This is a genomic window from Bordetella tumulicola, assembly GCF_965138755.1.
Lineage (GTDB): Bacteria > Pseudomonadota > Gammaproteobacteria > Burkholderiales > Burkholderiaceae_B > Bordetella_A > Bordetella_A tumulicola.
Genome location: NZ_CBCSFP010000007.1, coordinates 183,047 through 195,877 on the forward strand (window position 1 = coordinate 183,047; position 12,831 = coordinate 195,877).

Annotated in this window: 10 protein-coding genes; 3 read left to right on the forward strand and 7 right to left on the reverse strand. The window is 61.7% G+C overall.

Features of this window, described 5'->3' with window-relative positions; translation table 11 throughout:
• Window positions 1-21 precede the first annotated feature (21 nt).
• Together ACNAZS_RS18040 and ACNAZS_RS18045 are read left to right on the forward strand one after the other, a co-directional pair.
• On the forward strand, window positions 22-471 hold the full coding sequence (locus ACNAZS_RS18040; protein WP_415791944.1) for a TRAP transporter small permease: 450 nt from the start codon (window positions 22-24) through the stop codon (window positions 469-471).
• On the forward strand, window positions 462-1,745 hold the full coding sequence (locus ACNAZS_RS18045; protein ID WP_415791813.1) for a TRAP transporter large permease: 1,284 nt from the start codon (window positions 462-464) through the stop codon (window positions 1,743-1,745). The genes ACNAZS_RS18040 and ACNAZS_RS18045 overlap by 10 nt, the downstream gene beginning before the upstream one ends.
• Before the next feature lie 76 nt (window positions 1,746-1,821).
• Here ACNAZS_RS18045 and ACNAZS_RS18050 read toward each other — a convergent pair whose 3' ends face one another.
• On the reverse strand, window positions 1,822-3,237 hold the full coding sequence (locus ACNAZS_RS18050; RefSeq protein ID WP_415791815.1) for an FAD-binding oxidoreductase: 1,416 nt from the start codon (window positions 3,235-3,237) through the stop codon (window positions 1,822-1,824).
• A gap of 182 nt (window positions 3,238-3,419) precedes the next feature.
• Between ACNAZS_RS18050 and ACNAZS_RS18055 the strand changes: the two genes are divergently transcribed.
• The gene (locus ACNAZS_RS18055) at window positions 3,420-4,817 is read left to right on the forward strand and encodes a phosphomannomutase/phosphoglucomutase (protein ID WP_415791817.1); all 1,398 of its coding nucleotides are present in this window, start codon (window positions 3,420-3,422) and stop codon (window positions 4,815-4,817) included.
• A 37-nt stretch (window positions 4,818-4,854) separates the two neighbouring features.
• Here ACNAZS_RS18055 and ACNAZS_RS18060 read toward each other — a convergent pair whose 3' ends face one another.
• The 6 genes from ACNAZS_RS18060 to murJ are packed head-to-tail and all read right to left on the reverse strand — an operon-like array spanning window position 4,855 to window position 12,752.
• Window positions 4,855-5,997: a glycosyltransferase family 4 protein gene (locus ACNAZS_RS18060; protein ID WP_415791819.1), complete on the reverse strand. Its 1,143-nt coding sequence runs from the start codon at window positions 5,995-5,997 to the stop codon at window positions 4,855-4,857.
• On the reverse strand, window positions 5,994-7,163 hold the full coding sequence (locus tag ACNAZS_RS18065; RefSeq protein ID WP_415791821.1) for a glycosyltransferase family 4 protein: 1,170 nt from the start codon (window positions 7,161-7,163) through the stop codon (window positions 5,994-5,996). Before ACNAZS_RS18065 ends, ACNAZS_RS18060 begins: the two co-directional genes overlap by 4 nt.
• On the reverse strand, window positions 7,160-8,284 hold the full coding sequence (locus ACNAZS_RS18070; protein WP_415791823.1) for a glycosyltransferase family 4 protein: 1,125 nt from the start codon (window positions 8,282-8,284) through the stop codon (window positions 7,160-7,162). The genes ACNAZS_RS18065 and ACNAZS_RS18070 overlap by 4 nt, the downstream gene beginning before the upstream one ends.
• Window positions 8,281-10,209, reverse strand: coding sequence for an asparagine synthase (glutamine-hydrolyzing) (gene asnB / locus ACNAZS_RS18075; protein WP_415791825.1), 1,929 nt, complete (start codon window positions 10,207-10,209; stop codon window positions 8,281-8,283). Before asnB ends, ACNAZS_RS18070 begins: the two co-directional genes overlap by 4 nt.
• 42 nt (window positions 10,210-10,251) lie before the next feature.
• The gene (locus tag ACNAZS_RS18080; RefSeq protein WP_415791827.1) at window positions 10,252-11,391 is read right to left on the reverse strand and encodes a glycosyltransferase family 4 protein; all 1,140 of its coding nucleotides are present in this window, start codon (window positions 11,389-11,391) and stop codon (window positions 10,252-10,254) included.
• Window positions 11,391-12,752, reverse strand: coding sequence for a murein biosynthesis integral membrane protein MurJ (gene murJ, locus ACNAZS_RS18085; protein WP_415791829.1), 1,362 nt, complete (start codon window positions 12,750-12,752; stop codon window positions 11,391-11,393). Before murJ ends, ACNAZS_RS18080 begins: the two co-directional genes overlap by 1 nt.
• Window positions 12,753-12,831 lie beyond the last annotated feature (79 nt).

Sequence of the window (12,831 nt, forward strand, 5' to 3'; positions counted from 1 at the left end):
GCGGCCATCGCTCGACTCTGCATGGTGCTAAGTGTGATCGGGGTGATATGCCTGGTCGCCGCTGTATCGTTCCAAGTATTTGGCCGTCACGTCCTGAACAACACCCCGACCTGGGCCGAAAGTCTATCGTTACTGCTTGTGTTGTACGTGACGATGCTAGGGGCCGCCGTTGCCGTACGCGACGCGAGTCATATCGGTTTCGAGTCCCTCGCCGACCTGTTGCCCGAAACAGGCAAGCGCCGCCTGCAGATAGTGGTGCACCTGCTGGTATTGCTGTTTGGCGCATTGATGGCGTGGTATTGCGGCCAGTTGGCCGAATCGGTGCATAGCTACAAGATTCCCAATCTAGGCTTGTCCGAAGGCTGGAAATATATCCCCGCCACGTTATCTGGCGCGTTGATCGTCCTATTTTCGATAGAGCACATCATTGCCCTGTTGCGCAATCAGGAGGTCGTTCCAGCATGGCACTAACACTCCTATCTCTGACGTTCATGGGCTTTCTGGTGATCGGGGTGCCCGTCGCTTTTGCGATCGGCCTGGCCTCGATATCGGCCATCGTGTACGAAGATCTGCCTATCGCGGTGGCGTTTCAGCAGATGACCTCGGGCATGAACGCCTTTTCGTTTCTGGCCATTCCGTTCTTTATCTTTACCGGTGAATTGATGCTGTACGGCGGCATTGCCGACCGCATCGTGACCTTCGCGAAGTCGACGGTGGGTCATGTCCGCGGCGGGCTCGGCATGTCGAACGTGTTAGCTTGCACGCTGTTTGGTGGCGTATCGGGATCGCCGGTCGCAGATGTCTCGGCGATGGGCTCCGTGATGATCCCTATGATGAAGCGCGAGGGATATCACGCCGATTACGCGGTGAACGTCACCACCCATGCGGCGTTGGTGGGCGCCCTGATGCCGACCAGTCACAACATCATCATCTATACGCTGGCCACCGGCGGCAAAGTCTCGATCGCCGCACTGATCGCCGCCTGCGTCGTCCCGGCCGTTATTCTGACACTGTGCAATCTGGCGGCGGCCTATCTCGTGGCTCGCAAACGCGGTTATCCCGCTGGCACATTTCCAGGATGGGCGATCGTGTTGCGCTCACTGGTCGCAGCGACACCGGGCCTGTTTGTGATCGTGCTGATTATCGCGGGGATTCTGAGCGGCGTATTCACAGCCACCGAATCCGCAGCGATTGCCGTCCTGTACTCACTGGCGTTAACGGCGTTGGTGTACCGCTCGTTGAATTGGGACCAGTTCATCCGCGCCGCCGCCAAAGCCGTCAAAACCACGGGTATCGTGCTGCTGCTGATTGGCATCTCGGCCACCTTTGGCTATCTGATCGGGTTTTACAGCGTCGCGGAAAAGACAGGCGAACTCATGTCGGCCATTTCGAACGAACCCTGGGCGATCTTTTTGATGGTGAATATCGCGCTATTTTTGCTGGGCACTTTTCTGGATATGGCGGCGACCATTCTCATCTGCACACCGATCTTTCTACCGATCTGCATGCAGTACGGCATGAGTCCCGTGCAATTTGGCGTCGTTATCCTGATCAATTGCGCGCTGGGCTTAAATACCCCACCTGTGGGTACTGTGCAATTCGTCGGATGCGCAATCGGCAAAGTATCCGTCGGTACCGTCATGCGGACCATCTGGCCGTTCTACGGCGCACTGATTGCGGCACTGGGACTGGTCACCTACGTGCCGACGTTCTCCTTATGGCTGCCGGAGCTACTGCTCAAATAAATAGGCAACAGATCTCTTGCGGCGGACATCCGCCGCAAGAGATTGCCAGGCGCAGCAATGGTGAGGCCGGGCTTTGTCAGGCCTGCAGGACCTTGCCCGGGTTCATCAATCCCTGCGGATCCAGCGCCCGCTTGATGCGCTTCATCAGGCCCAGTTCCAGATCGCTCTTGTAGTGCGGCAGCTCGTCGCGCTTGAGCTGGCCAATGCCATGCTCGGCGCTGATCGAACCGTTGTGGTCGATCACGCTACGATGCACGATGTCATAGATGTCTTGCTGCAGGACCAGCAAATCGGCCTCGGTCTGGCCCGGCGCACGCGCCACGTTGTAATGCAGATTGCCATCGCCCAGATGGCCAAAGACCACGTTGCGCACCTTGGGAAAGCGCGCTTGCAGCAACGCGTTTGTCTTGTGCACAAACTCGGCAATGGATGAAATCGGGATCGACACGTCGTGCTTGACCCCTTTGCCTTGCTCGGCCTCGGCCAGCGGGATGCTTTCCCGCAAATGCCACAGGGCACGGCTCTGCGCCACGCTGGAGGCAATCGCCGCATCCGTGACCAGGCCGGCCTCGATGGCCTCGCCCAGCACCGATTCGAAACGCTCGCGGGCGTGGATCTCGCTTTCGCTATCGGAGAGCTCGAGTAATGCAAACCAGGGCGATTGTGTCGACGCGCCCTCAAAAGGTAAACGTTGTTGCGGAAACAGACTCACCACGGTCTGCAAACAATCGCCCGCCATCAGTTCGAAACCCGTCAGCGCAGCCCCGAAACCCAGGCGCGCGCGCGACAGCAGCTCGACGGCGGCATCAATCGAGTCCAGTGCCAACAAAGCCGTGCAGGACGCCACCGGGCAGGGATAAAGTTTGAGGGTGGCGGCCGTGATAATGCCCAGCGTGCCTTCGCTGCCGATATACAAATCACGTAAATCGTAACCAGTGTTGTCTTTGCGCAGCCCCCGCAGACCATTCCAGACCTCGCCCTCGGCCGTCACGACCTCGAGTCCCAGCGCCAGTTCGCGGGCATTGCCATAACGCAGTACCTGCGTGCCGCCCGCGTTGGTCGCCAGGTTGCCGCCGATGGTGCAACTGCCCTCGGCCGCCAAGCTGAGCGGGAACAAACGCCCCGCGTCGGTGGCGGCCTGTTGGACTGCCTGCAAGATACAGCCCGCCTCCACCGTGATGGTGTCATTGTCGGTATCGATGGCTCGAATCTGATTCAGCCTCGCGGTCGACAACACCACGGCCAGGCCCGTGTCGTCGGGCGTCGCGCCGCCACATAGACCCGTATTACCGCCCTGCGGCACGACCGGCGTACCGTGCTGCGCACACAAACGTACTGCTTGCGCGACCTCGTCGGTCGAACCTGGGCGAATCACCGCCAGGGCGGCTCCCCGATAGCGGCGACGCCAATCCTGCACATAGGTTTCGGCGTCAGCACCGGTCAATACGTGGGCAGTCCCCAGGGCGGATTGCAGTGCGTTCAGTAAGCTCATGGACACGACCGTGATCGAAGCACCTGGCAAGCCAAACTCCAGGCGACATTAAAAATGTGAGTTATTTATTGTAAGACGTGCCTGCTGCGCGCGCGCCCACATGACAAACGAATCGAGGATAATACCCCTCACATTCGCCCCCCGCGGCGTAGCACCATCCGATCTTGCAACCAGGAGCACGCTTGAAATCCACCCGCCAGTACCCTGACTCTGTTTTCAAGGCCTACGACATCCGCGGCACTGTCCCCGATAATCTCAATGCCGACTTCGCGCGTGCATTGGGTGGCGCTCTCGCAGCACAAGCGCACGCACACGGCGTTTCGACGCTGGTCGTGGGCCGCGATGGCCGCCTCAGCAGCGAAGAGCTCTCACAAGCCCTGCAGGACGGCATTCTTGATGGTGGCATCGACACCCTCGACATCGGCCAAGTGCCTACCCCGCTCGTGTACTACGCGGCATATACCCAAGAAACGGGCTCCGGCATTGCCATCACCGGCAGCCACAATCCGCCGCAATACAACGGTTTCAAAATGATGATGGGTGGCCGGGCGCTCTATGGCCCGGATGTGCTGGCGCTGCGCGATGCCATGAATGCCGCGACGGCCGATGCCCCGCCGGTCACCCAGCGCGGCACGCGTCGCGAGCTCGACCTGATTGACGAATACGTCCAACGCATCGTGGGCGACGTCAAACTGGCACGGCCACTCAAGATCGCCATTGACTGCGGCAATGGTGTTGCCGGCGCCGTGGCGCCGCAATTGTTCCGCGCATTGGGTTGCGACGTCACCGAACTGTACTGCGAGGTCGATGGCACATTCCCGAACCATCACCCCGATCCCGCTGACCCGCATAACCTGCAAGACCTGATCGATCACCTGGCCCGTACGGATTGCGAGATTGGCCTGGCATTTGACGGCGATGGCGACCGCCTGGGCGTGGTCACCAAGAATGGGCAAATCATCTGGCCCGATCGCCAACTCATTCTGTTTGCGCGCGATGTGTTGACGCGCTGCCCCGGCGGCACCATTATTTATGACGTGAAATGCAGCCGTCATGTGGGCCTGGCCGTCCAAGAGGCCGGCGGACAACCGCTGATGTGGCAGACCGGCCACTCTCTCGTCAAGGCAAAGCTCGCTGAAACGGGCGCCCCACTGGCCGGCGAAATGAGCGGCCATATTTTCTTCAAGGAGCGCTGGTACGGTTTCGATGATGGGCTATACACGGGCGCTCGCCTGCTCGAGATCATCTCGCGCGAGGCCGACCCCTCGCAATTGCTCGAAGACTTGCCGCAAGCGCTGTCCACGCCCGAGCTCAAGCTCGAAATGGCGGAAGGCGAGCCCTTTGTGCTGGTCAAGGCCTTGCAGGAAAAAGGCAATTTCGACGGTGCGCTGCGTGTCGTAACGATCGACGGCGTTCGTGCCGAGTACGCCGATGGCTTTGGTCTGGCCCGCGCATCGAACACGACGCCCGTCGTGGTGCTGCGCTTTGAGGCAGATACGCCCGAGGCCCTGACGCGCATTCAGGACGCCTTCCGCGAGCAACTGCTGAAACTCGCTCCCGGCGCAACGCTGCCGTTCTAGGCTCGAGACACCTCGATCCGATCAAGCCCGTTCGCGGTCATACCGAGGACGGGCATTTTAACAACGACCGATATATCTCCAGATGTTGACGACACACATCTTCGATATCGAATTCGCGTTCGGCAAGGGCACGCCCGGCACGGCCCATTTCCTGCCGTAATGCCGTGTCATTGGCCAAGCGGCCAATGGCCTGCGCCAGCGCCTGGGCGTCCTGCGGTGGCACGAGCAAACCCGTCCGATCCGGCTCGATCGCATCGCGGCAACCGGGCACATCTGTGGTGACGACCGCGCGGGCGCAAGCGGCCGCTTCGATCAACGAGCGTGGCAACCCCTCCCGGTACGAAGGCAAGACGGCGATATGCGCGGCCGCATACAAATCCGCGATGTCGCGACGCTCTCCGAGGGCTTCGATAATGCCCTCTTGCTGCCACGCATCAACATCGGCTTGCGACACAGATGCCGGATTACCCGGATCAATCCCGCCTGCCAACAACATCCGTACCCCCGCCCCTTGGCGTTGCAACGTCCTGGCCGCCTCGACAAACTCCAGCACGCCCTTGTCGCGCAGCAAACGCGCGACCATCAGCGCCACCACGGGTGGCGGTGGCTCGGCGACCGCGGCATAGGCCGACAGATTCACGCCCGAGCCTCGAATCATCACGACCTGCTCGTCACGTAGCGCGCCCAGTTTGCGCAACGATTCGCGATCGCTGGCGTTCTGAAACACGACACGGCTGTTCCCATGCCCCAATGCCAAGCGATACAACGTGGCCACCACTTGGCGCACCAGCGCCGCCTTGGCGCCACGCGCCACAAAGACAAAACCCAAGCCCGAAATCGCCGACACCATAGCGGGCACCCTGGCCAGGCGGGCCGCGATACCGCCATACAGCACGGGTTTGATGGTCACGAGATGCACCAATGCAGGCCGCAAAGTACGAAAAAGACGATACAACGCCCAGACGGTACCCAGTTCTTGCACGGGATTCTTACCGCTGCGCGTCATGGGAATCACGTGATGCGTCAATCCATGCGCCAGAATCTGCGGCACGCTGTCGCCCGCCATCGTCGCGACGTGTACGTCATAACCCGCGTGCTGCGCCGCCAACGCCAAGGGCAAACGATGCGATAAAAAAAACGCCGGGTTATTCACTACGAACAACAAACGAGATGCAGTCATCGAGACTCCTGCGCGATGCGACGCCACACGGCGTCATACGCCGCGACCATATGCGCCAAATCAAACTCTGCCAGTACACGATCCCGACCGGGATCGCCCACCGCCTGACGACCGCGCACGGCAATATTCTCTAGTGTGCGGGCGATCCCCTGGGCGAGCGCCTCGGGCTGCTCCGGCGGCACCACCACCGCGGTTTGATCCACAATGTGCGCGGCGTCGCCCACATCGGTCACCACACAAGGCGTCCCGCAAGCCATCGCCTCGGCCACCACATTGGGAAAGCCTTCGGCGCAACTGGACAACACGTGAATGTCGAGCGCATTCATCACGGCGGGTACTTCATCACTGGGGCCCGCCAACAGGACCCGATCCCGCAAGCCTAGGCGGTCAATCAATGCGGCAAGCTCGGCGTTATCGGGCGACATGCCGCGCCCCACCAGCACACAGCGCAACTCGGGAAAACGCTGCGGTCCGCCATCATGCACCAGCGACGCCATCGCACCCAGCAGGTTGGCGTGGTCTTTCAGGGGATCCCAGCGCGCCACGCAGCCAATCACCGGGACGTCGTCCCCGACTTGCCACGATTGACGCACACGCTGGCGCGCCTCGGCATCCGGCTGATAACGCGACAAATCATAGCCATTGGCAATAACCACCAACCTCTCGGCACGATAGCCGTATTGCTCGTGCCGTACCGCGGCATCACGCGCCGCGCACACGATCGCTGCGGGAACACGTCCGGATAGCAACGCGCATAACTTCAGGACCGCGCGTGCCGAGCGACTGCTGCGTTGTAGGTGTGCGCCGGAATTGCGTATTCCCCAGGCCAGCGCCCGGATCCCCGCCAGGCGCGCGGCCAGGCCACCGATCAGGTCGGCGTGATACATCCACGTCTGCACGGCATCGGGCTTGCCCGCTATCAGCAGCCGGCGCAACGTCAAAAAATCACTCAGACTGACGCGGCCGCGCGCCATGCCTAGGGTATGCACGGTCACGCCGGCCGCGCGCAAACGCTCGCCGTAGACGCCATCGTCAGTCAACGACACGACCGTATGGTGAACGTGCTGATCGGGATAGGTGGCCAGACGAAATAAGACGGCTTCGGCACCGCCCTGCCCCAGTCCGGTGATCACATGCGTAACGCGCAAGACAGCGGGTGAATTCATGAGGTCTCTCGGACACGAGCGAACAAGGTATCCCATTTTGCCAACACGGCAGGCAAAGCGTAACGGCTGCGCACGGACTCGGCCGCACGCGCACCCAGCGTTTGGCGTAAGGCGGCGTCGGACAACAGGCTGCGCAATCCCTCACGCAACTTCTCACGATCTCCCGCCGGCACCAACACGGCATCCTGGCCATCGCGCGTCATTTCACGCGGACCGCTTGGGCAATCGAACGCTACGCAAGGCAGTCCCAGCGCCATCGACTCCAACAAGACATTGGGAAAGCCTTCCACCGCAGAGCTCAGCACAAAGGCCTGCCCCTTGGACAATTCATCCCACGGGGATTCCGTACGTCCGGGCAACTGCACGCGATCCGCCAGGCCGGCGGCCGCGATACGCGCCTGCAACGCGTCACGGTCAGGCCCCTCGCCCCAGATGCAAAGGTCCCAATCCGGGAACTCATCGGCGAGCTGCGCAAACACGTCAATCAATAAATCGAATTGTTTGGCCGGCACCAACCGGCCCATGGCCAGCAGGCGCTTGCGCGACACGTTGGCCTGCGTATCGACCAAGGGGGCATCCAGCAATTCGGGAGGCAGGGGGTTAGGGACAACCGGCATATCTTTGATACCAGGCACGGCACGCGCAAACGGCGCCACCGTATCCTCAGCCTGCACGGTCACCATGTCTGCGCGCGGATACAGCAAACGTCGCAATGCGCGCCAGACGCGACCCGTCGTCAACTCTGCAACGGGATTGGTACGCTCACACACAATCAGCGGAATATCGATTTTGCCCAACCCCCGCATGGCCAGAATGGCGGCCACGTTAACGTTGGTCAGGAACGACACCACCACATCGGGTTTGCGCTCCAGGATCAGTTTGCGCAATTCACGCAGCCGCTGCCACGCGGCCCATAACCCACCGCTGCGCGTGCCCACCCGATCCGCCAGCCAAATCAGGCTCACATCATCGGAAACCGGATAAAAGCAAGTGCCCTTGGACGAATAAGTGGGCACGAGAGTCACGGCATCACCGCGATCGCTCCAGGCGTTGACCAAAGTGGCGGCCACCCTTTCCGCGCCGCCCGCATGCATGGAACTGACCAGGAGCAATACTTTCATCGTCGAGAATCCTTTTCGCCAGTCATGCCGGCGTGATAGCGGTCCAGCCAGGCTTGCGTCATCAGCACGCCCCACAAACGACTGTCCCAGTTACGGTGACCCGAGATGTGCTCGCGCCATTTCTGCAAAATAGGCTCGGGTTCAAACCACCCCTCTTGCCGCAGGCGAGCCGGATCCAGCAGAGACTCGGCCCAATCCCGTAACGGCCCTCGCAACCAGCTTGCCAACGGCACCGCAAAGCCACGCTTGGGGCGGTCCACCAAAGATTGCGGGACGTGGCGATGCAGCACCTGGCGCAAGAGCCACTTGCCCGTATTGCCGCGCACCTTGTACTCGAACGGCAAACGCCAGGCGAACTCATACACGCGATGATCCAGCAAAGGAACGCGAGTCTCCAGGCTGACCGCCATGGCAGCGCGATCGACCTTGACCAGGATGTCATCCGGCATATAGGTCACCGTGTCGAGCTTCATCATCACATCGAACAGCGAGCCCCCCATGGACTGCTCAAACAACGACGGGGGCTCAACGCCACCCTTGACGATCTGGCCCGGGTCTGCCCAATACGAGACGAACGTGCGATAGAACTCGCCTTGCGTGTCAGCGCGCAGCATCTCACCAAGCTTGCTGACTTTGCCGCGCCAGGCGCCACGGCCCGGTAGCGCGCCGGAGGCGGTCATCATCGCGCCCAACGCATGGCGCGCGGGTCCGGGGATGCGTCCACATTTTGCCCACCAGTCGCGCACACGTAGATAACGGGAATACCCGCCGAACAACTCGTCGCCGCCGTCGCCCGACAGGGCCACCGTGACATGCTGGCGCGCCATGTGAGTCACCAGCGACGTCGGAATCTGCGACGAGTCAGCAAATGGTTCGTCATACATATCGGCCAGTGTCGGTACGACGGCCAGCGCATCGTCCGCCGTGACATAGAGCTCGGTGTGATCCGTGCCCAGATGCTGGGCCACGGCCTTCGCGTGTTCGGCCTCGTTGTATTTTTTCTCGTGAAAACCAATCGCGAACGTTCGCACCGGTTGCGAACTTTGCGCCTGCATAAGCGCCACGATCGTCGACGAATCAATTCCGCCCGACAAAAATGCGCCCAAGCTCACGTCAGACAACATCTGTCCGCCAACGGCCTTCGACAGAATGGCTTCCAGTTCATCGGTAGCTTGCTCATCCGATGCAAAACTGCTCCGTGTCTGCAATCCCTGATCGGCCATTTGCAGCGCCGACCAATAGGCGTGATGTGGCGGCACCCGGCGCGCACGCATATCCGCCTCGGAGATTTCGAGCCACGTGCCCGGCGGCAGTTTGTAGATCCCCTCATAAATCGACTGTGGCGATGGGATGTAGTTATGCCGCATCAATGAGGCCAGGGCGCTACGGTTCAGTTCGCGGCCAAAACCCGGAATCGGCATCAGTCCTTTTAACTCCGACGCGAACACCAGGCTGGCGCCCGTATAGCCGTAGTACAAGGGTTTTTCGCCCATGCGGTCACGCGCCAGCGTCAGGGTACGACGCTCGCGGTCCCAGAGCGCCACGGCAAACATGCCCACCGTGGCTTGTAACGTGGCTTGAACGCCCAACGCGGCAAAACTGGCCAACACCGTCTCGGTATCCGAATGGCCGCGCCAATCAGGCGCTTGGCCGGCCTGCTCAAGGCTCGCGCGCAATTCCAGGTGGTTGTAGATCTCGCCATTGAGCACCAGGACGTAGCGACCGCAAGCCGACACCATGGGCTGATGTCCTGCTTCGGTCAGATCCAGAATGGCTAGGCGGACGTGGGCCAGTGCCACATCGGCGGCCCGATCTTCCCATTGTCCTTGGCTGTCCGGGCCACGATGCCGCATGCGCCGGCAGCTTTCGGCCAACACCTGCGTCTTGTCTTGCAAAGAGCCCCAAATTCCGACTATTCCACACATGATGTTTTCTTCCGTGCTTGTCTGGACGGCGGCCGGGCGAGGCTATTTCTCCTGCCCACGCACATCGTCGAAAAGTTGTTGCCACAAACCCAGCACCCGCTGGATGGAAAATCGTTCACGCGCTTCGATCGCGTGTCGCGCCAGCGCCTGTCGGGCCGCGTCATCGCTCATCAGCTTCGTCAACGCCGCGGCCATGGCAGGCACATCTCCATTGGGCCGCACCAGTACCCCATCGATACCCTCGCGCACCACCTCGCGCGGCCCAGTATCGCAATCAAAGCACACCGCCGCGAGGCCGCTCGCCAACGACTCAAGCAAGGTATTGGACAGCCCCTCGAAACGGGAGGTCAACACATAAAGATCCGCGCTCTCGTACCAATCGCCGACATTACCTACCCGGCCCGGCATCGCGACGCGTGCCTGCAGCCCGGCGGCGTCGGCCTGTGCTTGCAAGCGCGCACGCTCGGTCCCCTCGCCCAGAATGATCAGATCCCAATCCGGATGCTGCCCCGCGACGGACGCAAAAGCCTGGATCAGCAAGTCGAACCCTTTATCGGGGTGCAAACGTCCGACCGCCAGCAGGCGTCGACGGCCCTCGGCCGGCGGCGGCATCTGCACGGGTTCAGCGCGCGACAAGGGCCAGTGTACGGGGTTGGGAATCACGGCGAGCTTGCATCCCGGTACGTGCTGCGCCAGCCAATCTGCCGTACCCCGCGTCAGGGCGACGACAGATGCCGCGTGCGGATAAGTCACGCGTCGCAAGCGCTGCCACAACCCCGACAGCGTCTGAGACGGCGGATGGGTGTGCTCGGTAGCAATCACTTTGCAAGGCAACCCCCGTGCCGCCATCACCGCCAGCACCGAGGCTGTCGTCATCATGCCCAACACGATATCGGGCTGAAAATCGCGCAATACCCGACGCAAGGCGCGCACGCGCCGTACATTCGCCCAGATGCCCCGCAACCCGCCGCCCCCGCCTGCCGTGTGCAAGATTTTGCGCTGTACGGCGGGATGTAAAGCGTAGGCATCGTCCTGCGCATCCGCCTGCGTCACCAGCGAGACCTGCCAACCCGACTGCGCCCACTGCGCGCTGAGATCCGCCGCGACGCGCTCCGCGCCGCCGCCGTGCAGCGAGTGAATAAAAATCAGGACACGCGGCTCACGCATGACTTGCGAATCCATCAGGCAGCCTCCTTGGGGGCCGGCGGCTCATGGCGCCTTAAGGCGACCACGGCATAGCACGTAAATGACAAGGCATACATCGCCGCTGTGGCCAGCATAATCCCTGTCACGCCCATGCGCGGCGCCAGCACCGCATTCATGGCCGCCTTGAGCAGAAAATTCGCCACAGCGATCGCCGCCATCACACGATACCGATTCTGACTGGCCAGCAATTGCACCAAAATCAGAACACCAAAATAAAACGGCAGTTGCAGCAATCCCCAGCGCAATACCTCCGCCACCGCCTGCGTATTGTCCGCGGTAAAGGCGCCGCGCTCGTACAGCAGGGCAACGCCCCACGGCGCCAACACCCAGGCGATCGCAACCGCCACGGCGCCCGCCCCCAGCATCAACCCCGACCACTTCAATGCCATGGCACGCGCCCGAACGGCATCGCCCCGGCTTTGTATATCGGCCAGCACGGGCAACGCAGCCCGGCCCACCGACACAGCGCCGATCCCCAACAACAAGGACAACAAACGGCTGGCATACCCCAGCGTGGCGTTGGCGTTATCGCCCAGGTTCGCCGCCGTGTATTGGTCCAGCGGCCCCACGAAGCTCATCGCCACTTGGCCCACCAGCATGATGCCTGCGGCGCTGAGCAACTCGGGCCAATGCGGCGACTGCAGCGACAAGCGCGGCGACCCCCAGAACCCCTTATCCGCTCGCGCGGCCAGCCAGGCCAGCCACACCGCCTGGATGGCATAGCCGACCAGTGTGCCCCACAGTAAGGGCGCCACGTCTTGCTCCGTCGTCACGGCCAGCATCACCCAGGCCAACGTAGCAATGGCGGGAACGCTATCGAGCAAGGTATTGACGTGACGCTCGTGCGAACGCAGTCGCGCGCCGCTGATACCCGCCATCAGCACAAATACTGTCACGGGGACAAAGGCCACCAACAGCTGGGTGCTCATGTTGGCTACCTGCACCGACAGCCCACTGCCCAACCACTGCAGCACCCACGGCCAGGCCAACGCGGTCAATAGCGCCAGCGCTACGCCCACCAGCAGCATCCAGCCCTGAAGTTCACGAATAAATAAATCGCGCTCCACGCCGCCCTTGCGTCGCAGCCGCACCAGTACCGGAATCAGGACCACCCCCAGCACGCCCACGATCGTGACCGGCAGCCAGGTGGCCATCGTCATGGTGAACTGATACGCGTCTACGGCATCGCTGACGCCGTAGCGGTAGGCCACCGCCATTTCCTTGAGAGCGCCGGCGGCCTTTCCCAAAATAAGGAAGATCGCCACCCGAAACGCAGCCTTGAAGATCCGCTGATGATCAGGGTGGATTGCGTTGACTTTGCGTATAAGCGCTTTCAAAAATTTCCCCACCCCGCGCCGGAGCAACGCCCCCTCGAACGGGGGGATGTTGCTCGTGGGGCGGCTCGGTACCGAATGA

Excerpts from the sequence above, each read along its gene's own strand:
- ACNAZS_RS18040 (WP_415791944.1), top strand. The coding sequence starts at position 22 with ATGGTGCTAAGTGTGATCGGGGTGATATGCCTGGTCGCCGCTGTATCG.
- ACNAZS_RS18045 (WP_415791813.1), top strand. The coding sequence starts at position 462 with ATGGCACTAACACTCCTATCTCTGACGTTCATGGGCTTTCTGGTGATC.
- ACNAZS_RS18050 (WP_415791815.1), bottom strand. The coding sequence starts at position 3,237 with ATGAGCTTACTGAACGCACTGCAATCCGCCCTGGGGACTGCCCACGTA.
- ACNAZS_RS18060 (WP_415791819.1), bottom strand. The coding sequence starts at position 5,997 with ATGACTGCATCTCGTTTGTTGTTCGTAGTGAATAACCCGGCGTTTTTT.
- ACNAZS_RS18065 (WP_415791821.1), bottom strand. The coding sequence starts at position 7,163 with ATGAATTCACCCGCTGTCTTGCGCGTTACGCATGTGATCACCGGACTG.
- ACNAZS_RS18070 (WP_415791823.1), bottom strand. The coding sequence starts at position 8,284 with ATGAAAGTATTGCTCCTGGTCAGTTCCATGCATGCGGGCGGCGCGGAA.
- asnB (WP_415791825.1), bottom strand. The coding sequence starts at position 10,209 with ATGTGTGGAATAGTCGGAATTTGGGGCTCTTTGCAAGACAAGACGCAG.
- ACNAZS_RS18080 (WP_415791827.1), bottom strand. The coding sequence starts at position 11,391 with ATGGATTCGCAAGTCATGCGTGAGCCGCGTGTCCTGATTTTTATTCAC.